We start from the raw sequence: 25,315 nt of genomic DNA on the forward strand, positions 1-25,315 counted from the left end.
TGTACATAATATCCGGCGCGGTTTAAACCTTTTGTTCCGCCAGACATCCAGATTCCTAAATGCGCTTTGTATGGAGATTTGTCTTTTGAGAATCGAATGTCACGATTAATTCTGAAAGTGCAATTTTTTACTTCTAATAATTCTAATGAAGGATCAAGCGGTTTCATTGCATCCAAAAAATCGCTTACCAATTGATGGTAATCTTTTTTGAAAACTTCGTATCGTTTTTTATTTTCTTGAAACCATTCACGGTTATTGTTCTTTTTTAAATCGTCTAAAAATTGCAATGATTCTTTCGCTAACATATTCTGTGTTTTTTGATTGCAGTTACTTTTTTCTAATTCGTTTTTTTAGTTTGCTACTAATTGCACGAATTTACACTAATTTGTTTTCTTATTTAGCCACAGATTAAAAGATTTACACAGATTGAATCATTTTAATCCTTGCAATCTGTGGCAAAAAAACTTTACAAATTAAATATCTTATAAGTCTGATGCGTTGATTTTACAATCGCTTCGGTTCTTTCGGGATGAGTATCTGAGATGAAAAGTTGTCCAAACGTCTCGCTGTTTACCATTTCTATGATTTTGGCAACACGCGTTTCGTCTAATTTGTCAAAAATATCATCAAACAAAAGAATTGGTTTTACACCACTTTGTTTTTTCAAGAATTCAAATTGCGCCAATTTTAAAGCAATCAGAAAAGATTTCTGCTGTCCTTGCGATCCGAATTTTTTTATCGGATGTGAATCAATTTCAAAAGACAAATCATCTTTATGAGTTCCAACGGTTGTGTAATGCAACGCTCTATCTTTATTGATGTTTTCTTGTAAAAGGGTCAAAAGATCTTTTTCGAATAAATGGCTTTCGTAAACCAACTGCACACTTTCTTCAGATCCTGTAATTGCTTGATGATGTCTATTAAATATAGGTATAAACTGCTCTAAGAAATCTTTTCGTTTTTCAAAAATCGATTTCCCGTAGCCTTGCAGTTGTTCGTTATATATAGATAAGGTATCGTTGTCAAAGACATGATTGAGAGCAAAATATTTTAAAAGTGCATTTCGTTGCGTAATTACCTTTTGGTATTGTATTAATTCGTGCAGATAAGTCGCGTCTAATTGCGAAATCACACTGTCCATAAATTTACGACGTGTTTCGCTTCCTTCAATAATCAAATCGCGATCGGCTGGCGAAATAATTACAAGCGGAATAAATCCAATATGATCTGAAAATTTATCATAAGGTTTTCCGTTTCGCTTTAAAACCTTTTTTTGCCCTTTTTTTAAACTGCAAACAATCTGTTCGGTTCTCTCATTCTTTTCGAGTTCGGCATCAATTACAAAAAACTCTTCACCGTGTTTGATATTTTGTAAAGCAAGCGGATTAAAATAACTTTTTCCGTAAGCTAAATGGTAAATAGCATCGAGCACATTGGTTTTTCCAATGCCATTTTTACCCACAAAACAGTTGATTTTGATGTCAAAATCAAAACTTGCTTCAGAAAAGTTCTTGTAATTGAATAATGAGATTTTGTTTAAATGCATTTTTAGGGACTCCAAGTGTAAAATTCACCGTTTTTGAACAGTAAAAATTTGAGGCTGCAAATTACCGAAAATTATCGATATAATTGGCTTTAGGGCGATTCTCAGCCAATTTATTTTAGCACTTCCGCGAAAGTGCAAATCACAAAAGAAAATATTTCTTTTAAAATAGTGATAAAATTGAAATTTTTTACGTCATTTTCAATAAAAATTTTATTTTTGCCGTTCACTAAATAAATTTTAAATGGCAACTTACAATAAAAGAGGATATAAGACACCAAAAGAAAAGGAAGTAAAAGAAGTGGTTACTGAAGAGCAACAAGTAGTTATTGACGAAAAAGACAGCACAACAGCTGGAGTTTTCTCAAAATTAGATGAAACGGCTTCAAGAACTGAGGATTGGGTGGCTAAAAATCAAAAAATCATTATTGGTTTAGTTGCTGGTATCGCAGTTGCTACAATTGGATATTTGGCTTACCAAAAATTTATTGCAACTCCTAAACAAGAAGAGGCTGCAAGTGAAATGTTTGTTGCGCAACAAAACTTTGAAAAAGCTGTAAACGGTGTTTCTAGCGATTCATTATTCAAATTATCATTAAACGGTTCTGAAGGTAAATTCGGATTTATCAAAATCGCTGACGAATATTCTGGAACTGATGCTGGAAATTTAGCAAACTACTATGCTGGTATCGCTTACTTGAATACTGGTAAATTTGATGAGGCAATTAAATATTTAGGTGAATTTAAATCTGAAGATGTAATCTTGAGCGCATTAGCTAAAGGGGCTACAGGAGATGCTTATTCTCAAAAAAATCAGCAAAAAGAAGCTTTAGATTTTTATGTAAAAGCTGCTGAATCTAACAAAAATGATTTTACAACGCCTCGTTTCTTATTAAAAGCTGGAAAAACTGCTTTGGCTTTAGGGCAAAAAGAAGATGCTTTGAAATACTTTAATGATATTAAAGATAATTACGACAGTACTCCAGAAGCAGCATCTGTTGATGCTTTGATCGGATTAGCACAATAATTATACTATTTGAGTTCAGTTTTTAGATTTTAGATTCGTATTTTAGCAGTCTGAAATTTAATAACAAAAATAGTACAGATGGCTACTGAAAATAAAAATCTATCAGAATACGATAAAAACACAATCCCAAACGCGAAAGACTTTCGGTTTGGGATTGTTGTTTCTGAATGGAATGATACTATAACAGAAGGACTTTATAATGGTGCTTTTGATGCTCTAGTTGATTGCGATGTACCTGCTCAGCAAATTATCCGTTGGAATGTTCCAGGAAGTTTTGAGTTGATTTACGGAGCTAAAAAAATGCTTCAAACACAAAATGTTGATGCGGTTATTGTAATTGGATGTGTAATTCAAGGAGAAACTAAACATTTTGATTTTGTTTGTGAAGGCGTTACACAAGGAATTAAAGATTTGAATGTTCAGACTGATGTTCCAGTTATTTTCTGTGTTTTAACAGATAATAATATGCAACAGTCAATTGATAGAAGTGGAGGAGTTCACGGAAACAAAGGAACTGAAGCGGCAATTGCAGCAATTAAAATGGCTTATATTCGTCAGCAAGCTTCAATAGCTCACGTTTTTAATCAGCCATTATTAACTTCTGGAGCAATTCAAATTGAAGATTCTCCGAAGAAAATAGAAAACGAATAAGCACATTTGTTTTAAAAAATATTAAAACCTATACTGTGTAATAACGGTATAGGTTTTTTGTTTTTTTTATGATTGTTCTTATTCTAAAAGCCAATCAAAATTTACTAAATTTGTACTTCTTGGTTTGCAAAAACCTAATCTAACTTTTAAACTTATTTTTGCTTAATGTCGAGTATTATTCAATTGCTTCCTGATCACGTTGCTAACCAAATTGCTGCTGGAGAGGTGGTTCAAAGACCAGCTTCAGTCGTAAAAGAATTGTTAGAAAATGCTGTAGATGCGAAGGCAACTGATATTAAATTAATTATTAAAGATGCGGGCAAATCATTAGTCCAAGTTATTGATAATGGAGTCGGAATGACAGTTACAGATGCACGTTTGTGTTTTGCGCGTCACGCCACTTCAAAAATTCGTCAGGCAGAAGATTTATTTTCTCTTGGTACAAAAGGTTTTCGTGGAGAGGCTTTGGCTTCTATTGCAGCGATTGCACACATGGAAATGAAGACTAAGCAAGATCAGGACGAACTAGGTACACATATTGTAATTGAGGGAAGTAAATTTGTTTCGCAAGAAGTAGCTGTTTTGCCAAAAGGGACTTCATTTGCGGTTAAAAACTTGTTTTTTAATATTCCTGCTCGCCGTAATTTCTTAAAGTCAGATACGGTTGAGTTTCGTCATGTTATGGATGAGTTTCAGCGTGTAGCATTGGCGCATCCTAATATTCATTTTAGTTTTTATCATAACGGAAGTGAGATGTATAATCTTCCAGCAGCAGGATATCGCCAGCGAATTGTTGGTATTATGTCTGGAAAAACGAATGAAAAATTAGTTCCTGTAAACGAAGATACCGAAATTATAAATGTTCAAGGTTTTGTATGTAAACCTGAATTTGCTAAGAAAAATAGAGGAGAGCAGTTCTTTTTTGTAAACGATCGATTTATAAAAAGCAGTTTCTTGCATCACGCTGTAATGTCTGCATATGATGGATTGCTGAAAGACGGTTCTCAGCCAAGTTATTTCTTGTATTTGCAGGTTCCGCCAAACACAATTGATATTAATATACACCCAACTAAAACGGAAATTAAATTTGATGACGAGCAAGCATTATATGCTATTTTAAGAGCCTCTATAAAGCATAGTTTAGGACAATTTAATGTTGCGCCGGTTTTAGATTTTGATAGAGATTCTAATTTAGATACGCCATATCATTATAAAGATGTAGAAGCAGAAGTACCAACGATTCAAGTAGACGGAACTTTTAATCCATTTACTGATGATAAAACCAATCAGCATTATAGTAAAGCTGGTTCGGGGTCATCAGGATATAGTTCTGGTTCTTCTTTTTCGTCTTCATCTTCTTCATCAGGATCATCATCTTCTGGATCATATTCAGGCTATTCTAAAAGAGTAGAGCCAACTGCAAGCTGGGAAAGTTTATATGTTGGTTTAGATGTTGAAAATCCAGAAAGCATTGAAAGTTCGCCTTTTACATTCGAAAACGAAGAAGTGACTTCTTCTTTATTTAATGACGAAGAAGTAGAACAAGCTACTCAGAAAACGTATCAAATTCATAAAAAATATATTGTTTCGCCAATAAAATCAGGAATGATTATTGTTGATCAACAGCGCGCGCATCAGCGAATTTTGTACGAACAATTTTTACTGAATATGACGGTCAATCAGGCCTCGAGCCAACAGTTGCTTTTTCCTTTAGATTTGTTTTATTCAGCATCTGAAATGGAATTAATCGAAGAATTAAAACCTTCACTGGCAACAACAGGATTTGTTTTCGACGAAAGTAAAACGGATCATGTTGTAATTTCTGGAATTCCGGTAAATATTACAGAAAGTGAAGTTTCGCAGGTCATAGAGCAATTATTAAGCGATTTGCAAGACGGAATTCCTGGTAATAGTTACAGTCAGAACGATACAATTGCCAAATCAATGGCTAAAAGTTTAGCGGTTAAAACAGGATCTTATTTAACCGAAAAAGAACAAGATAATTTGGTAAACGGTTTGTTTGCCTGCAAAGATCCAAATATTTCGCCTTTTCAAAAACCTACCTTCATTACCATGCGTGTTGAAGATATAGATAAAAAGTTTGCCGTATGATGAATATGACTCCAGTAGTTAAACAACTGCTAATTATTAATATTATTTTTTTTATTGGCTCTCAATTGGTGCCTGTTTCCTATCAGTATTTAATGCTGTATTATCCTGAAAGTGACAATTTTGGGATTTGGCAGATCATTACGCATATGTTTATGCATGCACAATTGCCAAATTTCATGCATATTTTATTTAATATGTTTGCATTGGTTTCTTTTGGATCTGCTTTAGAGCATTTTTGGGGCGGAAAGAAATTCTTGTTTTTCTATATTTCATGTGGACTTGGAGCTGCTTTATTGCATACGGGAGTAAATTATTTGCAAATACATTCTCTTTTAGATTCTGTATCTAATTTGAATTTGTCTAAATCGGATCTTCACGTAATATTAAATGCTGATTATCAATCTCTTTTTGATTCAAATGGTAAAATGGTTCAGGGTGAAGTTTTGAATATTTTAAGCGAAGCACATTGTAATCAAGAGCAGTTTAATATATTGAGAGAAACAAGTTTCATTGTGCAATCGCCTGTTTTGGGAGCTTCTGGAGCAATTTATGGTTTGCTAACTGCTTTTGCATTTATGTTTCCAAATGCTCAGCTGGCGCTCTTGTTTATTCCTGTTCCAATCAAAGCAAAATATTTTGTTCCTGGAATTTTAGCAATTGATTTATTCTTAGGTTTTAAAGGAAGTTCTCTATTTGGAAGCGGCGGAACTGGAATTGCACATTTTGCACACGTTGGTGGTGCAATTGCTGGCTTTTTAATGATGTTGTATTGGAAAAAAAATCAATTCAATAACAACCGTTGGAATTAATTTTTAACTTTAAAGTACGAATTCTAAAATAGAAGAATTTTTATGAATATTCTAGACGATTTAAAATTACAGTATAGATTGGGTGGTATTGCTATGCGAGTTATGTATTGGAACGTAGCATGTTTTATTGTATCACTTATCTTTTTCTATCAATTTTCAGTAGGTCAGTTTGCATTTCCAAATTGGCTGGCTTTGTCGTCAGATCCTCAGGTTTTTATGTTTAAACCTTGGACTTTTTTAACGTATGCGTTCTTTCACGACGGATTTTTTCATCTGTTATTTAATATGATGGTGCTTAATTTTGCAAGCACTTTGTTTCTTACTTATTTTACTCAAAAGCAATATTTAGGATTGTATCTTCTAAGCGCTCTTTTTGCAGGAGTAGCTTTTGCGCTAAGTTTTTACTTTTCTAATATCAGCGGTTCTATTGTTGGTGCATCTGCGGCTATAATGGCTATTCTAGTTGCAGCAACGACATATTCTCCGTTAATGAATGTGCGATTATTTCTCTTCGGAAATGTAAAACTTTGGCACATCACAGCTGTTATTATAATCTTAGATTTAATGCAGTTTCGTTTAGGAAATATGGGCGGACATATTTCTCATCTTGCTGGTGCTTTCTTCGGATTTGTATATATTAAATTACTCCAGAACGGTACCGATTTAAGTATCATTGTTTCTAAAACCTTAGATTTCTTCGTAAATCTTTTTAGAAAATCTCCTACGACCCCATTCACAAAAGTTCATAAAAATTACAAAAAACCTACAGAAAAAACAACATCAAGAATTGTTACGAAAGACAAAACGCAGCAACAGATAGATGAAATTTTAGACAAAATTAGTCAATCAGGATATGATTGTCTGACAAAAGAAGAAAAAGAGTTTTTATTTAAAGCTGGAAAATAAACTTGTAGGAGAATTAAATATGAAAAACCTTTCTTGGTTTAATAAAATAATGTTCTTTTTGAATATAGTGCTAACTGTGCTTACATTTAGCGTCTATGTTTTACCTTTTTTAGCACCTAAAAGTTTTCCGCTTTTATCGGTGCTTACGTTGTTTATGCCTGCTTTTTTTGTAGCCAATATATTGTTTTTCGTCTATTGGGGAATTCAGTTCAAAAAACGTCTTATTTTATCTGGTTTAGTTTTATTGACAGGTATTACATTCATTAGTAAGTTCTATAAGTTTTCTGCAAAAGAGTATGTTAAAGACGAAAAAGATTTTTCTGTTATGAGTTACAATGTTCGTCTTTTTAATGTTTTTAAATGGCTTGATCGCGATGATATTCCAGCAAATATTAAAGCTTTTATAGACGAAAAAGATCCTGATATTTTGTGTATTCAAGAATATTCTAATTCGGCGCATTTAGATTTGAAAGTATATCCGCACCGTTATATTTTTATAGATGGAAAAAAAATAAAAACCGGACAGGCTATTTTTTCTAAGTTCCCAATTATTGAAGAAGGAAAAATTATTTTTCCAAAATCAGATAATAATGTAGTTTATGCCGATATTAAGCGTGGAAAAGATATTATTCGTGTTTATAATATGCACTTGCAGTCTATTAAAATTTCTCCTGATGTAAGTGAAATATCAGATGATATTGATAATGTTAACCAAAAGAAATCTCAGCGAATTTATGGCAGAATAAGCAAAGGGTTTAAGCAACAGCAAGAACAGGCTGAGATTTTTAGAGAGCATATAAAAAACTGCAAAACTCCAATGATTATTTGTGGAGACATGAATAATAGTCCGTTTTCTTATGTATACCGAAGCATCAAAGGAAAATTGAAAGATGCTTTTGAAGAAGCGGGAGAAGGTTTTGGAGCTACCTATAAATTTAAGTATTATCCAGCAAGAATTGACTATATTTTTACAGACAATAAAATGAAAGTAAAGCAATTTGAAAGCTTCCCTGATTTCGAAAATTCAGATCATTATCCCATTATGACAAGATTGTCGATGGAATGATTTATTGATCGAAAGTGATAAGTTAAGAGGATATGAGAATTCATAACTCATAACTTACAATTCATAATTTATACGATTTTCTGTGTTTTTAAATAATCCATTGCAAATTTTCCTTCGTTAAAAAGTAGATCCAAAACACTTAAATTATTAATGAAGCCATGTTTGTCGTCAAAAACCTGAGTGTATTTTTCAAAAGAATTAGCATCTTTTTTACCATTTGCCAAATATCTGAAATCGTTAAAATCATTTACTTCGTGAAAGTATTCTGCGGTTTTTCCAAATTCCAGTTTCATTCGAAGACATTTAGTTACAACATCTAGAACTTCGAAGTTTAAATCCATCAAAAATTGGTGTTTTTTCTCGAAAATAGGAGCGATATCGTCTTCAAAGTACTCGAAGAACGGAGAGCTTCTGTATGCCGCTTCAAGCGATTTAAAATGCTGTTTCTGCCAATCAAATTCGTTTTCGATCAAAATGTCTTTTGTCTTCTGATGTGTAGCTTTAGAATGCTTAACAGGGATATTTAATAATTGAATTCCGTTTGGACTATAGATATAAGTTCTGTTTCTATTAGTCTGCTTCTGAAAATTATCTTCCATTTCAAAAGTAATGTTGTCTGATTGCGCAATTACGGCAAAATGACTGATAGATGGGAAATAAGTTGGAAGTATTAAGGAATTCATTTTGTTTTGTTTCAAGTTTAAAAGTTTCAGGTTTCAAGTTGACGTAAAAACGTGAAACTTGAAACCTGACACAAAAATAACTTTTTTTTAATTATGCTTTATTTTCTCTTCTTTTTTTCCAGATAAAATCTCCTACGAAATAAATAGCTAGAATTATCAAGAAATATTTAAAGTAAGATTGAGGCTGACCTTCGCCATCTACAGTTGTAAATACTCGGCTCCAGCGAATCTTGTTAATTCCTTTTCCGTTAGTATCCCAGCTCATCCAAATGAATACTGGTTTACCTACGATATGATCTTCTGGAACATAACCCCAATAACGGCTATCTTCTGAGTTATGACGGTTGTCACCCATCATCCAGTAATAGTTTTGTTTGAAGGTATATGTTGTAGCAGGTTTTCCATTAATAATGAATTTAGAACCTTGTAATTCTAAAGTATTTCCTTCATAATTTGTAATAATCTCTTTATAGAAAGGAAGTGATTCATTTGTTAATGCAACTGTTTTTCCAGCTTCAGGAATATAAATAGGTCCTATGTTATCTTGGTTCCATTTGTTGATATGAGGGAAAATATCATTGTTATTTCCTGTATCAATTTTTCTAATTACAGCAGTAACTCCAGGAGTATGTTTGAATCTTTCTGCTCCAGCCTCAGTTAATGAACCCAAGTAAAGTGTGTCTCTTTTTTCGGTTCTAAAACCTGCTGGGTCTGTAATATCTAATTCTTTGAAGATCGTTTCAAAGTCAATTGGAGTTTTTCCGTCTAATGCTACAGCGTATGAATACTGTGGTTTTGCTCTTTCAGGTAAAACTAATTTTTTTCCGTTAATAAAAACATAACCATCTTTTATTGATAAGCTGTCTCCAGGTATACCAACACATCTTTTTACGTAATTTGATTTTTTATCAATTGGTTTAATGACACCTGGTCTTCCTTTTGGTTCAAAGAAGTAATGAACGGTATCGACCGGCCAGTTGAAGACGACAATGTCGCAACGGTTTATTTTTTGAAGAGCTGGAAGTCTTAAATAAGGTAATTGTGGCCAGCTTAAATAGGATTTAGTTTTGGTTAAAGGAATAGAGTCGTGAACCATTGGCAAAGCTACAGTGGTCATTGGGACTCTAGGCCCATAGTTTAATTTACTCACAAATAAGAAATCACCAATCAATAAAGATTTTTCTAAAGATGATGTCGGAATTGTGTAAGGTTGTACAACATAAGTATGTACTAATGTTGCTACTATAATTGCAAATAATAAAGAGCTAACGGTATCTGCAGTTTTATTTTCTGGAGTTAATTTACGGTCTTTATTATACTCTAATTTCTGTGTGTAATTGACAACATAAATGTAAAAACCTAAAGTAAAAAGACCTAAAATAGTGTCTAAAGTTGATTTTTTGCCAAAAGTTCTTAAAGTTTCTACCCATATAACTGGAAACATAATTAAGTTAATGATTGGAATAAAAAGCAGTAATGTCCACCATGTTGGGCGTCCAATAATTTTCATTAAAACGATAGAATTGTATACCGGAATTGCTGCTTCCCAACTTTTTCTTCCTGCTGCCTGATATAATTTCCATGTTCCTAGAAAATGAATAATTTGAACGGCTAAGAAAAATACGAACCAAGAGTAAAATGTCATAATATTGTATTTTAAGTTTCAAATTCAAGTTTTTATTAATCTTGAATTTAAGTCAATTTATTGTAAGTTTAATACATCTTTCATTGAGAAAATTCCCTGTTTCCCTGCTAGCCATTCTGCAGCGATAACAGCTCCAAGGGCAAAACCTTCGCGGTTATGAGCAGTGTGTTTAATTTCGATGCTGTCAATGGCAGAGTCGTAATTTACTGTGTGAGTACCAGGTACTTCTCCAATTCTTTTTGCTTCAATTTGGATTTCATTTGCTTTAGCTTCTTCCATAGTCCAATTAGCGTAATTGCTGTTTTCAATAACGCCTTGAGCTAAAGAAATAGCTGTTCCGCTTGGAGCATCAAGTTTATGAATGTGGTGAATTTCTTCCATCGAAACTTTATAAGAATCGAATTGCTTCATGATTTTAGCTAAATATTCATTTAATCCAAAGAAAATATTTACTCCTAAACTGAAGTTTGAACTAGAAATAAATCCTCCTTTTGTCTCATTACAAAGTGCGATCATTTCGTCATAATGTTCTAACCATCCAGTAGTTCCTGAAACTACAGGCACATTAGCATTAAAAGATGCAGAAATATTACTCACTGCTGCAGAAGGAACACTGAAATCGATGGCAACATCAGCAGTCGAAAGTCCGTCATAGGTGTTAAATTCATCTTTTCTTAAAACTATTTCATGACCTCTTTCCAAAGCAATTCTTTCAATTACTTTGCCCATTTTTCCGTATCCTAAAAGCGCAATTTTCATTATGATTTGTTTTTTGATTTTTTAAATAGAATTCAATCTATTAAAACTTATAATTAAAGGTTAGTCCGACGTTTGGTTTAAATGTTACATCGGCAGGATAAATTTCTGGACGCATTGAGAGTCTTTCATTTACGTTAAATTGTATCAAAGCTGCGTCAACATTGGCATCAATAATGTTTAAAACATAAAATCCGACAACAAATAAGGCAGATAAGTCTCTGTTTCTCTGGTAGAATTTTTGACCAGCAACAAGTCGGCTTTCATCCAAATATTTATATTTATCATCATTATAGCCTTCTAATCTTCGTTTGTAGGCGTCACGATAATCATGGTATTTTTTATTGTTGTCTATATAGAAATATAAACTTGTTCCAATTGCTCCGTAAACCAATGGAATTTTCCAATATTTTTTGTTGTATGCTTGACCTAAACCTGGTAATACAGCAGAATAGAAAGCTGCTTTTGCTGGTGTAAGCGGGTCTATTTCTTCTAATGCAGTAGTGTCTTTTACGACCAAAACCGTGTCTTTTTTTGCTTGGGCAAAAAGAGAAACGGTTCCTGTTAGAAAGAACAATAGACCAATGGGGACAATTTTATTCACTATCCGTTTATTAATTTCATAATTCTGTTAAAGTCAGCTTCAGAATTAAATGGAATTGTAATTTTTCCTTTTCCGTTGCCAGCGACTTTTATATCAACTTTTGAGCCAAAATAATCGTTAAAACTGTTTTTTTGAGTTTCTCTAACTACGAATGCAGCATCAGCTTTTGGCTTTCCGTCAGCTTTTGGCTGTAAACCTTCGTGATAATTTTTAACTAAAGCTTCTGTCTCACGAACTGATAAATTTTGACTAACGATTTTTTGATAAATATCGGTCTGAACGTCTAAATCTTCAATGTTGATAATTGCTCTACCATGCCCCATGCTTATAAAACCATCGCGAATACCTGTCTGGATAATCGGATCTAATTTTAAAAGACGTAAATAATTGGCAATTGTAGAACGTTTTTTACCAACTCTTTCACTCATTTGTTCTTGAGTTAATTGAATTTCGTCAATTAAACGCTGGTATGATAAAGCAATCTCAATTGGATCTAAGTCATGACGCTGGATGTTTTCAACCAAAGCCATAACCAAAGATTCGTTGTCATTTGCAATACGAATATAGGCAGGAACATGAGTTAAGCCTACTAATTTTGATGCACGAAGACGACGCTCTCCAGAGATTAATTGATATTTATTAAAATCTAATTTACGAACAGTAATAGGTTGAATTACACCAAGTTCTTTGATGGAAGTGGCTAATTCGCGTAATGATTCTTCATTAAAATTGCTTCTAGGCTGAAACGGATTTATTTCAATCGCACTTATTTCAAGCTCAATGATGTTTCCAACAACTTTATCAGCATTTTTGTCTTCTACTGATTTAATGTCGTTTTCTGGATCTTTTAATAGTGCAGATAATCCTCTTCCTAAGGCTTGTTTTTTAATTACTTTTGTCATAAAAACTATTTACTGTTTTTCTTTATAATTTCTTGAGCTAAATGAATATAGTTTACAGCACCTTTACTTGTAGCATCATAATTAATGATACTTTCTCCAAAACTCGGAGCCTCACTTAATTTTACATTTCGCTGAATTACAGTGTCAAAAACCATGTCGTTAAAGTGTTTTTGAACCTCTTCTACAACTTGATTAGATAAACGTAATCTTGAATCGTACATTGTTAGCAATAAACCTTCAATGTCTAAATCAGGATTGTGTATTTTTTGAATACTCTTAATAGTGTTCAATAATTTTCCTAATCCCTCAAGTGCAAAATATTCACATTGAATAGGAATAACTACAGAATCTGCTGCTGTTAAGGCATTCAAGGTTAACAAACCTAAAGAAGGCGCGCAGTCGATAATGATATAATCATATTCTTCTTTTGCTTCTTCCAATGCTTTTTTAAGCATGTATTCACGGTTTTCTTTGTCAACCAATTCAATTTCGATAGCAACAAGGTCAATGTGAGCTGGTATCACATCTACGTTTGGAGCTGTACATTTTAAAACGGCTTCTTTTGGTGTTACAGTATGCTCAAGTATTTGGTAAGTTCCAGTTTCAACTGTTTCTACGTCAATTCCAAGACCAGATGTAGCATTGGCCTGTGGATCTGCGTCGATCAACAATACTTTTTTCTCTAAAACACCTAATGAGGCAGCAAGATTTACTGATGTCGTAGTCTTTCCAACGCCTCCTTTTTGATTAGCAATAGCAATGATTTTGCCCATTTATTTTCTGAATTTTGAACCGTAAAAATACAATTATTTATGGTTTTTGAAAATCTATTTTGTTAACATTTGTGAAAGTTCGCTTAATCGTGGTTTCATGGGTGCTTGGCGGAAAATAATTTTAGTTATGAATAAAATTATAATAAGATTTTTGAATAATTTAGTTGATATTCTAGCTGCAAAAAGACAAGAATCTATTTTTGTTTCGAAAAAAATCTTATTTTAAGATTTCAATTGTAACATAAACTAAACCGCTTTTTTTATTTGAAGCAATCTCCATAAATGCTCTTTTACTGAGGTCAATTTCTCGTCCTTTTACAAAAGGGCCTCTGTCTGTAACTTCTACAATTGTAAATTTCTTATTTATTTCGTTTGTTATTTTTAGGATAGTGCCAAAAGGAAATTTTTTATGCGCTGCAGTGAGTTTATTATTATTAAATCTTTTGCCACTTGCTGTTTTTCGTCCATTAAATTTATCATGATAATAGGAAGCGTGTGCATTTTTCTTATATAAAATACTTTCTTTAATTAGCGCACACGAGTCAATAGGAGAGCTGTTTTTTTGCTGTGCTTTAATAATGGTGAAAAAAAGTAAAGCAATAAATAGTACAATTTTTTTCATTTGATTTTTTCTTTCTATTTGCGCACAAAAAAAAGCGATTAAAGACAAACGGATGAGTTCAATAAGCTTTCTTTATGTTATAAAAAGGCAAAATATCCAGTTTTTGTAGTGTTTTTGATAAGAAAATTGAATGTTATAATGAAGATACGGGTTAAAGATTATTGCTATTTTGGGATTTCTAAAAATTACATTTATTACAATCTATCAAACCACAAAAAAGAACATTCTTATGAGTAAAAAAGCATTCTCATTACTTGCAGTATTTGCGTTTTTTCTGTTTTTATGCAGTTTTGTTTCACCTGATTCGATTAACGAAACAATGGAGGGAAACAAAAAAATAGAACGCAAAATTGTTTACGACAAAAAGAAACATACTATTATATTATCATGGTCGGCTTTTGGCTCTTCGGGAAATTATGTTATTACAAGAGGAGGAAGTCGTTTAGCATCAGAATTTGTGTCAGTGGGATCGACCTCTAAATTGATATTTATTGACAATAAGCCTAATGGAGCTAAATATGAGAATTATTATAAGGTCACTCGTGACAATATCACTATTGTAATTTCTCTCGAAAATCAAATTTTTGGAGACAATATGTATTTCTATGATCGAAAACACGAAAAAGCCGAAACGGCACGAAATGAAATTAATTCTCAGTTTAGCAGTATTGGCTTAGGTGGTGCAAATGGCGAATGGACAACAAAACGTCAAGCTTACTACTTTAAACCAAATGTAAATGGTCAGACTTATGATGTTGGTGGTTCTGGTTCTGCATCGTCAAAAGAGGCAAATGCTATAGAGTTAGGGTTTTATTCTCATATTGGAGGTTTAGGAAAAGTGCCTTCTGACGTTAAATTGGGCGCAATATTTACAAGACCGCATCTTTCTGGCGGAGCAAATGCAACATGTACGTTTTGGCGTTCTGTAGAAAACGTAGAAATTATGCGTGATTTTTCGTGGACGGTTTCTCAATCAACGAGCGCAAGAAGACTTTTGATTGAAAGTACTTCTAAGTATATTTCGGATATTGGAGATACCAATTTTTGGGGAAGTGGCGGTTTTATTGCCGATGCTCATTACACTACGTCAAGGCCGAATTGGGGCGGACAGCAACAATGGTATACAAGAAATGCTGTTTTTCCTTCGGGTTCTGGTGCCATGGGAGGTTCTTATAATATGGTGTGGCAAGGTTGCGTCAATGCTCCTGAAGCAGATGATAGTAATTCGCCTATTCCTACGACGCCTATTATCAGAGAAAAACCTTTCCTTTTTATTGATAATGATGGAGAATACAAAGTATTTGTTCCTGCATGGCAAAATGATAGAGTTGGGGTTTCTTGGTCTGTGAAAGATATGGGTAAAGGTAAAGTTCAAGATTTAATTGCAAGTTGGTATGTTGCCAAAGAAGGAGATACCGATAAAGAAATTAACGCAGCTTTGAAAGCTGGCAAAAATATATTTTTTACTCCAGGACATTATGCATTAAATGCTCCAATTCAAGTAAATAGAAAAGATGCGATTCTTTTAGGAGCAGGTATTGCATCAGTTACACTTGAGCCTACTGAGAAAAATAGTTGGGGATGCATTTATGCAGATGATAAAGACGGAATTGTCATTGCGGGACTTTTGATGGATTCATTAAATAGTACCACGTATCAAATTAGAATTGGTAATGAAGGAGCAAAGGAGGATCACAGCGCCGATCCTATTTTGCTTAGCGATATTACTTGTAGAGTAGGTGGAGTTCAGTCAAAAAATATTCAGATTGAGGCTTCCATGCAAATAAATAGTAATAATGTTGTGGGAGATCATTTCTGGTTGTGGCGTGCTGATCATGGTTCGCAAAAAGGAGGCGATGCACGCTGGACGAGAGATAGATGTAAAAACGGACTTATTGTTACAGGAAATGATGTTACGCTTTATGCATTATTTGTTGAGCATTATCAGGAATACGAAGTATTATGGCTTGGTGAGCGCGGGAGAACTTTTTTCTTTCAGAATGAACCTCCATACGATGCTCCGAATCAAGCAAGTTGGAGCAGCCAAGGAGGAAGAGTTGATGGTTATGCGGCTTTTAAAGTAGCAAATACCGTCAAAGAACATCATACAATCGGAATGGGTTCCTATGCAGTTTTTACAGGAACGGATGGAAATGTGAATAAGAAAAATGGTTTTGAAATACCAAACAGCCCAAATGTGAAATTGGAGAAAATGTGCATTACTCGTTTTGCTGGATCGGGTAATATTCAAAATGTTATAAATAATACGGGTGGAAACACGTCAACTGGTGCAAAACGTGTAGCGTCTTATAATAATGGCGAAGGCACGCAGCCTTTTGATGAGGAATTTGTTTTGCCAAAACGTGAATCGTATCCTTCTTATATTAGTATGGGGAAATAATAAAAAAAAATCTCGAAACAAAAACTCCGAAGACTATTGATTTTCGGAGTTTTTTTTATTTTTCTATTGCGTTTTTTGCTCGTAAAGTTGCAAAAACGCAAAGTTGATGTTTTAAGTTTATAGAAATAAAAAAGCCGAACATTTCTGTTCGGCTTTTGTCGGGGTGGCAGGATTATATGCCTTCTCCTTAATTCGTTGGTTGTGTGGTTGTTATAAAATTTAGTTATAAAAGGGTAGCCGAATAGGTCTCATTTATAATGACTTATCTTATAGCCCTTTGTTTCCTTAATCAATTTAATCTCAGTCAGTCAATGTACTTTTCTATATGTAAATGTATGAAAAATGGTTTTGTGATACAATTTTATATGGATTTTTTTCATTGCAACATTGCCTCATGGATATGGTCGAAACTGAAGTGATATAACATTAATAAGCCAGCCCTTAGTCTTTTGCAAATTATTTCAACAATGAATCCATCTTGCCGATTTTGAGAGAGAGGATGACAGATTTTTATTCTATGTTTGTGTGCTTTTTAAAAATTGAAGTTTTACAGAAATAATAGAATAATTATCTTGTACTTCTCTAAGAAATTATGTTTTAATGAAAATTGGAGTGAAAGTCCAATTTGATGACTCCGAATTACTAAATATTCCTCGTGAAGGAGCATTTATAGTTGTTGCAAATCACCCATATCCCATATGGAGGTATCGAATCTTTGGCTTTATTAAGTACAATTGCTAAAATACGTCCCGATACAATGTATATGGGAAATTTTTTATTAAAGCAAATTCCAAATCTTTAAAAATGCATTATTGCAGCAAATCCATTTGAAAATATTCAAAATTCTGCAAGTATTACGGGATTAAAAATGACGCTTAAAGCTCTCGAAGAAGGTATTCCTGTTGCAATATTTCCTGTCGGAGAAGTTTCTGTCTTATAATTTTAAGACGAGCGAAATCACAGATCCTGAATGGCATCCCGCAGTAGGTAAAATTATCTGCAAAGCAGACGTACCTATTTTACCTATATATTTTCATGGGAATAATGGTTTTTTCTTCAGCATGTTAAAATCAATTCATCCTATGTTACAAACTTCAAAACTGATCTCAGAACTCTAATACTAAAAAACTTAGAAATAAACTGTATGCTCTCAAAAATCAATCACATAATTAATAGGTAAAAATTACACATTACTAATAATTTTTTACAAGTATTTTTCCGCTTTTAATTTTTGGTCTGGCGCAGTGCATTACAATGGCCGTAGTTTGGAATCATTTGGTAGATGGAAATAGGGAATATGTCTCCGGTTTTACCAAAGTATTAAAAGTAGAATTACTGTCTACTTTTTAATTTACGTTTCAATAAGATTAAATTTAGTTTTATATTATCATAAATTAGCCCGCCAAGTAATACAAAGCCTCCAAGAAATAAAACCTGCAGTCCTATTCTTGAATAAAAAATACCTCCTGTGATACCCCCAATAAAAAAAAAGCTGATAATTGTAATTCGCAACTTAATTGAAGAAAAAAGTTCGGCTTTCTTATTTTGTTCCCTGTAAAAAAAAAGTTGAGATAGTTCAATACCTAAATCGGTAAACAGGCCCGTTAAATGAGTGGTTCGAACAATAGAATTTGAGATCCTTGTAACAAATGAATTCTGCATTCCCATTGCATAAAGCAATGTAAAAGAAATTACATTGGGAAACGTGGCAATTAGATTATCCCCAAAGGCGGCAATAAAAAATAAAATTGCAATCTCAATGGAAGCAGGAATAAGATGCACAATATTTTCTCTTCTGCGTACTATCAATTCCATCAGGAGACTAGACGTAAAAGACCCCATAAAAAAGAAGAATATATAACCAAAGTAGATAAATGCTGTGAAGAAATCAAGTTTAAAAATTTCATCTACAAAAAATGCAAAATGTCCCGTGACATTTGTTGTGAGGGTTTGAACGGAAAAAAAACCTGCAACATTTACCATTCCCGCAACAAACGATAGAAGAGAAGCAATTTTTAGATTATGTTTTAAGTTTCTTTTTTTTCCGTGGTGTTTGAACATTTTAATAACCTTTTTTAAGTTTGATAGCCCTTAACAGTCAAACATTATGTTCTAAATGCCTTTCTTCTATGAATTATGTACTCTTTTTTCTGCTGCTAATTATTTTACAAACAAAGTAACTGCCCGGATTTCAAATATTTTTTTGCAAATCAGATTCCCTAATTTTTAAAATATTATCATCAATAAAAATTGGCTATATGGATTAATTGCTGAAAATTCATTAATTGAATTTTACGCCCTTCCATCCAAATAAGGTTTTCATTCTTAAAATCATGAAGTACCCTTGCCAGGGTTTCATTTACAGTGCCTACCATATTGGCTAAATCTCCTCTGGAAAGTGTAATAAAAACATCTTTTGGGTCATCATTTATTTTATATTTATCATGCAGAATCAATAAACTAAGGGCCACACGCTCTCTTACAGTACGCTGTGATAAGACAGCCATCAAATTTGCCATCACACTAAACTCACGGCTGAGACATTTTAAAAGCAATCGTGAAAAAACTACAGAATTATTAAGGACATTAAAAAAGTCGTCTTTAGAAATAAATGAAATAATTGAATTTTCAATAACCACGGCGGTATCTCCGTATGCCTGCTCACTTAGTATAGCTGTATAACCAAAAAATTCTCCGGAATTGTAGATATAAATGATTTGTTCCCTTCCATCATTATCAACCTTAAACTTTTTGATTTTGCCGGTTTGAATGTAAAAAATACCAGTTGGCAATGTTTCCTCAGTAAATACTGTCTGATTTTTAACATATTTTTTACTCTGCATTACCTTTGCAAGCAGGTCCTTGTCACACTGAGGCAACTCGTTTAAAATATACTGATTATTAAAGATGAATTTTGAAATCATAGCTAATTTCAAAGTTACGATATTTTTCCCATGTCTTTTTAAAACTTGATTTAAATCAAGTTTTATGTACTATTTTAATCAACTAAATCGATTTCAAATCTGTCTACTTTTGTACAATTTAAAATAAAATTTTATCTCAATGAGAATCATGAAACATATTGAACAACTCAAAAGTATTGGTATTAATGCCTCTAAAACAATCCATTGGAATTTATCTGAACTTATATTAGTAACACAAACCGTAAACAGGCAGCAGGGAGTTATAACCAGTTCAGGTGCATTAGCCTGTGACACAGGGGAATTTACAGGCCGTTCACCTAAAGATAAATATATTGTAAAAGATGAAAAAACAGCAGACTCTATTTGGTGGGGAGATATAAATCATCCTTTCGCTCCCGAGGATTTTGATAATCTATATAATCGTGTCACAGATTTTCTTTCAAATGAAGAACTGTATGTAAAGGATGTATATGCCTGTGCTAAGAAAGAATATCAATTAAAAGCCAGGGTAATTACTCAAAACCCATGGCAGAGCTTATTTGCCCATAATCTTTTTTTAAGACCATCCGAAAAAGAACTGGAAAGTTTTGAGCATGAATGGTTAATACTTGCTGCACCTGAATTTAAAGCTGATCCCATAATTGATAAAACACGCCAGCATAATTTTACAATAATAAACTTTACTAAAAAAGTAATCCTTATCGGCGGCAGTGCTTATACAGGAGAAATAAAAAAGGGGATTTTTACTGTCCTGAATTATATACTCCCTCACGAAAAAAAGGTGCTTTCCATGCACTGCTCAGCCAATGTTGGCAAGCAAGGAGACACTGCGGTATTTTTTGGTTTGTCAGGAACGGGAAAAACTACACTTTCGGCTGATCCGTCCCGTGGATTAATTGGTGATGATGAACATGGCTGGGATAATGAAAATGTATTTAATTTTGAAGGCGGATGTTATGCTAAATGCGTGAATCTTAGTCAGGAAAAAGAGCCTCAGATCTTTTCTGCAGTACGATTCGGAACCCTTCTTGAAAACGTACGATTCTTAGAAGGAACTGATATTGTTGACTATGATAATGTATCAGTAACCGAAAACACCAGAGCTGCTTATCCGATTGATTTTATTGATAACGCTGTAAATCCTTCCATTGGAGGTATTCCAAAAAATATTTTCTTCCTCACCTGTGATGCTTTTGGGGTCTTGCCTCCTATTTCCAAACTTACAGTCGGCCAAGCGATGTATCATTTTATTTCAGGATATACAGCCAAAGTGGCCGGTACCGAAACAGGGATAACCGAACCCCAAACTACTTTTTCAGCATGCTTTGGCAAACCCTTTTTACCACTGCATCCGGCAAAATATGCAGAAATACTGGGAAGCAAACTAAAAGAAAATAATGTAAATGTCTGGCTGATCAACACTGGCTGGTCCGGCGGATCGTATGGAGTTGGGGAGCGTATAAAACTTTCTTACACCAGGGCAATGATTACCGCAGTATTAGAAAATAAGCTAGAGAACATAGATTTTACAGAGCACCCTGTATTCGGACTGCAAATGCCGGTTTCCTGCCCCGATGTTCCTTCTGAAATCTTAAATCCGAAAAATACCTGGCATGATAAAACAGCCTATGATACAATGGCGCAGAATCTTGCAGATCAGTTTGCAGCGAATTTTAAAGCTTTTGAAGATTTTGCCAATGAAGAAATCTGCGGCGGAGCACCTGTTCTTCAATATAATTTATAACCAAGCTGAAATTGGATAGTATCATCATCACTAAAGCCATAATGCAGTGCCCGGAGTGCTGCTCTAAATATACAGAGAGGATACCGCTCAAAGGTAAAATATTAAGCAGCAGATGCGTGTTCTGCAGTGCTGTTTTTGAAATAACCGAGCCAGATCAATGCTGCATCTATTGTGCTTACGGGAATATGCCTTGTCCAGAAAAACAAAACAAACTTAAAAATCAATAAAAAATGGAAATGCCTAAAAACCTTTTATACACACAAGACCACGAATGGGTAAAAATTGAAAATGATACAGCCTATATCGGAATTACTGATTTTGCACAGCACGAATTAGGTGATATTGTCTATGTTGAAATTGAAACCCTTGGAGAGAAATTAAACCAGCATGAGGTATTCGGTACAGTTGAAGCCGTAAAAACAGTATCTGATCTTTTCCTTCCGCTGACAGGAGAAATCCTTGAATTAAACCCCAAACTAGAAACAAATCCTGAATTGGTTAATACTGATCCTTATGGTGAGGGATGGATGATTAAAGTAAAAATTGAAAATAATGCTGAGATCGAGACACTGTTAAAATCCGATGCTTATGCATTATTAATAGGTCGATGATATGGAAAATCAAAGCGTAAACATCAAAAAAACAGTACTTAATGCAATTCATCACGCCCTTGGAGCAAAAATGACCCCTTTTGCCGGCTACGAAATGCCGGTCCAATATGCTGGTGTAAATATTGAGCATCAAACCGTTAGAGATGCTGTAGGTGTTTTTGATGTTTCCCACATGGGGGAGATTCTTATACAGGGAAAAGATGCCCTGGCATTAATTCAGAAAATAAGTTCAAACGATGCTTCAAAACTTTTCCCAGGAAAAGTGCAATACAGCTGTATGCCAAATAAAACTGGCGGCATTATAGATGATCTGCTGATATATATGATGAGTGAGAAGGATTATTTATTGGTTGTAAATGCTTCTAATATCCAAAAAGACTTGGATTGGATCAATAATATAGCCCTTGATTATTTAGATCTTACCATAACAAACCTTTCCGATATAATTTCCCTACTGGCTGTTCAGGGTCCTTTGGCTGCAAAATCCCTGCAAAAATTGACCAGTATCAATTTGGCTGAGATGAAATATTATACGTTTGAAATAGGCGAATTTGCAGGTATTCCAAACGCTATAGTATCTGCCACAGGATATACCGGGGCTGGCGGGTTTGAAATATATGTACAGAATAAGTATGCAGAACTATTATGGAATGCCATTTTCGAGGCGGGAAAAGAGTATAACATTGAGCCTATTGGACTCGCGGCCAGAGATACACTGCGATTGGAAATGGGATACTGTTTGTATGGCAATGATATCAATGACACGACTTCTCCATTAGAAGCCGGACTGGAATGGATTACAAAATTTACTAAAGAATTTATTCAGAGTGATTCTCTCAAAATTCAAAAGGAGAATGGGCTAACAAAAAAATTAGTCGGATTTGAAATGATTGGCAAAGGCATTCCCCGTCATGATTATGAAATCTGGGATGAAAAAAATCAAATTATAGGCACCGTGACCTCGGGTACCATGTCGCCTACTTTAAAAAAAAGCATAGGAATGGGGTATGTTGCTTCTGAAAAATCAAATGTTGGCAGTGAGATTTTTATCAATATCAGAAACAAACCAGTTAAGGCAATTATTGTTCAGACTCCCTTTTATTCAAATTTAAATTTCTAGAAGTATGTTTATTCCCAAAGGACTATATTATACCAAAAATCACTTGTGGTTAAGACAGATTGGATTATACGATTATTTTATTGGTATCACTGATTTTGCACAGAAAGAAATAGGCGAAATCAGTTTAATTGAATTCGAACTAACCGGCGAGCACATGAAAAAGGAAATACTATGGGGGAAGATCTATGGGCTTAATCAAACTTTTTCCCTTCTTGCCCCTATTGATTGCAAGGTTATGGCCACGAACGTCATTTTAGATACCAACCCTTCAAGTATCAATCGAGATCCTTACAATCATTGGCTATTAAGAGTTTCTACTGTTGTGGGTAATTATGGATTATTAACCAATGAAGAATATATAGAACTTATATAATGATATTTAAATTCCTCAAATTAAATATAGCTGTTGAGGATACCACCTTCAATGAACTGTATCCCAGTAGAATAAAAAGACTCGCAGCCCGTCATTGGACCCCGGTTGCAGTAGCCAAATTTGCAGCTGAGTATTTGGTTGATAGGCCTTATAAAAAAGTATTGGATATTGGTTCCGGGGCAGGAAAATTCTGCCTGGTAGGAGCAGCTTCTACAACAGGCAGGTTTTATGGTGTGGAACAAAGAGCATCGCTTATTAAATTATCAAAAAAAATTGCTGAGAAGTACGATGTAACTAATGTAGAATTTATTCATTCCAACATCAATAAAATTAATTTCTCTGACTATGAGGCCTTCTATTTTTATAATTCTTTTTATGAAAATATTGATTCTTCGTGCTCAATTGATAAAACAATAGCTCCGGAGAGAGAACTGTTTTATTCCTATTCTAAATATGTAAAAGAACAACTTGAAAAAACACCTATCGGCACGCGGTTAGTTACCTATTGGAGTAATTGGGAAGAAATCCCAGATAGTTTTGAACTGGAATATGCCGCTTGCGGGGGTGTATTGATTTTTTGGCTGAAGACATCTTAACTAATAACGACATAAACTTGCTGACATTAAAAAAGCAAGGCAATATTGATTTCTAAATCTAAACCCTTTAAGAAAATATTTTATTTAATAACAAAGCTATTGTACTATAAACTACTAAGGATAAGAAGTTGAAAGATAACTAAATCTTAAAAAATAACAATTCAATCTAAAAAATATATGACTATACTGGATAAAATAAGCACGCGTCTAGGTCCATTGGGTGATCATGCTCATTATGCACATGGATATTATGCCTACCCGAGATTGGAAGGGGAGATTAGCAATACAATGCTTTTTAATGGTGAGAAAAAATTGGTATGGAGCCTGAATAACTATTTAGGATTGGCCAATCATCCTGAAGTCAGACAAGCCGATAATGAAGGTACAAGACAATATGGTCTTGCTTACCCAATGGGGGCACGCATGATGAGCGGAAATACCAAACTGCACGAAGAATTTGAACAGAAAATTGCAGACTATGTTCAAAAAGAAGATGCCTTTTTATTAAACTACGGCTATCAGGGAATGGTATCAATCATTGACAGCCTGGTAGATCGAAAAGATGTTATCGTTTATGATGCGGAATCGCATGCCTGCATCCTTGATGGAATGCGATTGCATCTTGGCAAACGTTTTGTTTTCAAGCACAATGATATTGAAGATTGTGAAAAACAGCTGCAGCGTGCTAAAAAGATAGTGGAAGAAACTAAAGGCGCAATATTAGTCATAACAGAAGGTGTTTTTGGTATGCGAGGTGATCAGGGTAAATTAAAAGAAATTGTAGCCCTTAAAGAGAAATATAATTTTTCACTCCTGGTTGATGATGCTCACGGGATTGGCTGTATGGGCAAAACCGGCGCGGGAACCGGTGAAGAACAAGGTATTCAGGAGGGTATTGATTTTTATTTTGGAACATTCGCAAAATCTTTTGCTGGAATCGGCGCTTTTGTTGCCAGTACGAAAAAGGCAATATTATTTCTAAAATATAATATGCGCTCACAAATCTTTGCTAAAGCATTGCCAATGCCAATGGTTTTTGGGGCTTTAAAACGATTGGAATTAATTCGCACCAGACCCGAACTCAGGGAAAAGCTTTGGGAAATTACCCACAGCCTGCAAAATGGCCTTACCGATGCAGGTTTTGATATCGGCAATACCGATTCTCCAGTTACCCCTGTTTACCTCAATGGTACCTTGGGTGAAGCAACCGCTTTGGTGAGTGACCTGCGGGAAAACCACCATATTTTCTGTTCAGTAGTAGTATATCCTGTTGTGCCAAAAGGGATGATTATTCTACGATTGATCCCCACTGCGGTGCACACCTTAGAGGATGTTCAAAGGACCATAACTGTATTTAAAGAAATCAGGTCTAATCTGAATTCAGGACAATACAAAAAAGAGGAGGAACAAGAAGGGGCGACAGTTTAAATCTTAAAATATGAAAACA

Annotated in this window: 25 protein-coding genes; 14 read left to right on the forward strand and 11 right to left on the reverse strand. The window is 34.1% G+C overall.

The window, feature by feature from the left end:
- Positions 1-305: DUF2461 domain-containing protein (locus tag B3J44_RS03835; protein WP_286965899.1), on the reverse strand; the 305-nt coding region annotated here is incomplete at its 3' end.
- Between the two features lie 161 nt (positions 306-466).
- Complete coding sequence (recF, locus tag B3J44_RS03840) at positions 467-1,546, reverse strand: DNA replication/repair protein RecF (RefSeq protein WP_286965901.1); 1,080 nt, start codon at positions 1,544-1,546, stop codon at positions 467-469.
- 241 nt (positions 1,547-1,787) lie between these two features.
- On the opposite strand from recF, the gene B3J44_RS03845 reads away from it, so the two are divergent.
- The 6 genes from B3J44_RS03845 (at position 1,788) to B3J44_RS03870 (ending at position 8,114) form a co-directional block, all read left to right on the forward strand.
- Positions 1,788-2,570, forward strand: coding sequence for a tetratricopeptide repeat protein (locus B3J44_RS03845; RefSeq protein WP_286965903.1), 783 nt, complete (start codon positions 1,788-1,790; stop codon positions 2,568-2,570).
- Between the two features lie 78 nt (positions 2,571-2,648).
- On the forward strand, positions 2,649-3,221 hold the full coding sequence (gene ribH / locus B3J44_RS03850) for a 6,7-dimethyl-8-ribityllumazine synthase (protein WP_278020500.1): 573 nt from the start codon (positions 2,649-2,651) through the stop codon (positions 3,219-3,221).
- Positions 3,222-3,386: 165 nt separating this feature from the next.
- Complete coding sequence (gene mutL / locus B3J44_RS03855; protein ID WP_286965908.1) at positions 3,387-5,333, forward strand: DNA mismatch repair endonuclease MutL; 1,947 nt, start codon at positions 3,387-3,389, stop codon at positions 5,331-5,333.
- Positions 5,330-6,142: a rhomboid family intramembrane serine protease gene (locus B3J44_RS03860; RefSeq protein WP_286965909.1), complete on the forward strand. Its 813-nt coding sequence runs from the start codon at positions 5,330-5,332 to the stop codon at positions 6,140-6,142. Before mutL ends, B3J44_RS03860 begins: the two co-directional genes overlap by 4 nt.
- A gap of 42 nt (positions 6,143-6,184) precedes the next feature.
- A complete protein-coding gene (locus B3J44_RS03865; protein ID WP_286965910.1) occupies positions 6,185-7,048 on the forward strand; it encodes a rhomboid family intramembrane serine protease in 864 nt (287 codons plus the stop codon).
- A gap of 19 nt (positions 7,049-7,067) precedes the next feature.
- Entirely contained in the window at positions 7,068-8,114 is a 1,047-nt protein-coding gene (locus B3J44_RS03870) for an endonuclease/exonuclease/phosphatase family protein (RefSeq protein WP_198858380.1), read from the forward strand.
- A 68-nt stretch (positions 8,115-8,182) separates the two neighbouring features.
- Here the strand turns inward: B3J44_RS03870 and B3J44_RS03875 are convergent, their stop codons facing one another.
- The 7 genes from B3J44_RS03875 to B3J44_RS03905 form a co-directional block, all read right to left on the reverse strand.
- Positions 8,183-8,797 (reverse strand): WbqC family protein, encoded by a 615-nt coding sequence (locus B3J44_RS03875; RefSeq protein ID WP_286965913.1) that lies wholly within the window; start codon positions 8,795-8,797, stop codon positions 8,183-8,185.
- 91 nt (positions 8,798-8,888) lie between these two features.
- On the reverse strand, positions 8,889-10,442 hold the full coding sequence (lepB, locus tag B3J44_RS03880) for a signal peptidase I (RefSeq protein ID WP_286965914.1): 1,554 nt from the start codon (positions 10,440-10,442) through the stop codon (positions 8,889-8,891).
- A gap of 57 nt (positions 10,443-10,499) precedes the next feature.
- Positions 10,500-11,201: a 4-hydroxy-tetrahydrodipicolinate reductase gene (gene dapB / locus B3J44_RS03885; RefSeq protein WP_198858377.1), complete on the reverse strand. Its 702-nt coding sequence runs from the start codon at positions 11,199-11,201 to the stop codon at positions 10,500-10,502.
- Positions 11,202-11,241: 40 nt separating this feature from the next.
- Positions 11,242-11,802 carry a DUF5683 domain-containing protein gene (locus B3J44_RS03890; RefSeq protein ID WP_198858376.1) on the reverse strand — a complete coding sequence of 187 codons (561 nt, stop codon included), beginning with the start codon at positions 11,800-11,802 and terminating at the stop codon, positions 11,242-11,244.
- Positions 11,802-12,704: a ParB/RepB/Spo0J family partition protein gene (locus B3J44_RS03895; protein WP_095929441.1), complete on the reverse strand. Its 903-nt coding sequence runs from the start codon at positions 12,702-12,704 to the stop codon at positions 11,802-11,804. The genes B3J44_RS03890 and B3J44_RS03895 overlap by 1 nt, the downstream gene beginning before the upstream one ends.
- 5 nt (positions 12,705-12,709) lie before the next feature.
- Positions 12,710-13,477 carry a ParA family protein gene (locus B3J44_RS03900; protein WP_008464569.1) on the reverse strand — a complete coding sequence of 256 codons (768 nt, stop codon included), beginning with the start codon at positions 13,475-13,477 and terminating at the stop codon, positions 12,710-12,712.
- A gap of 217 nt (positions 13,478-13,694) precedes the next feature.
- On the reverse strand, positions 13,695-14,099 hold the full coding sequence (locus B3J44_RS03905) for a septal ring lytic transglycosylase RlpA family protein (RefSeq protein WP_286965924.1): 405 nt from the start codon (positions 14,097-14,099) through the stop codon (positions 13,695-13,697).
- A gap of 229 nt (positions 14,100-14,328) precedes the next feature.
- Here B3J44_RS03905 and B3J44_RS03910 point away from each other — a divergent pair, with 229 nt between their 5' ends.
- Positions 14,329-16,500, forward strand: a complete 2,172-nt coding sequence (locus B3J44_RS03910) for a hypothetical protein (protein ID WP_286965926.1) — start codon at positions 14,329-14,331, stop codon at positions 16,498-16,500.
- Positions 16,501-17,832: 1,332 nt separating this feature from the next.
- Here the strand turns inward: B3J44_RS03910 and B3J44_RS03915 are convergent.
- Complete coding sequence (locus B3J44_RS03915; protein WP_286965928.1) at positions 17,833-18,561, reverse strand: YoaK family protein; 729 nt, start codon at positions 18,559-18,561, stop codon at positions 17,833-17,835.
- 179 nt (positions 18,562-18,740) lie between these two features.
- Positions 18,741-19,436 carry a Crp/Fnr family transcriptional regulator gene (locus B3J44_RS03920; RefSeq protein ID WP_286965929.1) on the reverse strand — a complete coding sequence of 232 codons (696 nt, stop codon included), beginning with the start codon at positions 19,434-19,436 and terminating at the stop codon, positions 18,741-18,743.
- A gap of 136 nt (positions 19,437-19,572) precedes the next feature.
- Here B3J44_RS03920 and pckA point away from each other — a divergent pair, with 136 nt between their 5' ends.
- From pckA to B3J44_RS03950, 7 genes are all read left to right on the forward strand, one after another.
- Positions 19,573-21,168, forward strand: a complete 1,596-nt coding sequence (gene pckA, locus B3J44_RS03925) for a phosphoenolpyruvate carboxykinase (ATP) (protein ID WP_286965931.1) — start codon at positions 19,573-19,575, stop codon at positions 21,166-21,168.
- A gap of 41 nt (positions 21,169-21,209) precedes the next feature.
- Entirely contained in the window at positions 21,210-21,395 is a 186-nt protein-coding gene (locus tag B3J44_RS24250; protein ID WP_353889172.1) for a hypothetical protein, read from the forward strand.
- 3 nt (positions 21,396-21,398) lie between these two features.
- A complete protein-coding gene (gene gcvH, locus B3J44_RS03930; RefSeq protein ID WP_286965933.1) occupies positions 21,399-21,779 on the forward strand; it encodes a glycine cleavage system protein GcvH in 381 nt (126 codons plus the stop codon).
- 22 nt (positions 21,780-21,801) lie between these two features.
- The gene (gene gcvT / locus B3J44_RS03935; protein ID WP_286965945.1) at positions 21,802-22,899 is read left to right on the forward strand and encodes a glycine cleavage system aminomethyltransferase GcvT; all 1,098 of its coding nucleotides are present in this window, start codon (positions 21,802-21,804) and stop codon (positions 22,897-22,899) included.
- A 4-nt stretch (positions 22,900-22,903) separates the two neighbouring features.
- Positions 22,904-23,272 carry a glycine cleavage system protein H gene (locus tag B3J44_RS03940; RefSeq protein WP_286965934.1) on the forward strand — a complete coding sequence of 123 codons (369 nt, stop codon included), beginning with the start codon at positions 22,904-22,906 and terminating at the stop codon, positions 23,270-23,272.
- Positions 23,272-23,868: a methyltransferase domain-containing protein gene (locus tag B3J44_RS03945; RefSeq protein WP_286965936.1), complete on the forward strand. Its 597-nt coding sequence runs from the start codon at positions 23,272-23,274 to the stop codon at positions 23,866-23,868. The genes B3J44_RS03940 and B3J44_RS03945 overlap by 1 nt, the downstream gene beginning before the upstream one ends.
- Positions 23,869-24,045: 177 nt before the next feature.
- Complete coding sequence (locus B3J44_RS03950) at positions 24,046-25,296, forward strand: aminotransferase class I/II-fold pyridoxal phosphate-dependent enzyme (RefSeq protein WP_286965938.1); 1,251 nt, start codon at positions 24,046-24,048, stop codon at positions 25,294-25,296.
- Positions 25,297-25,315: the final 19 nt, after the last annotated feature.

The sequence above is a fragment of the Flavobacterium sp. UBA4854 genome (genome assembly GCF_002399805.1).
Classification (GTDB): Bacteria; Bacteroidota; Bacteroidia; order Flavobacteriales; family Flavobacteriaceae; genus Flavobacterium; species Flavobacterium ginsengisoli.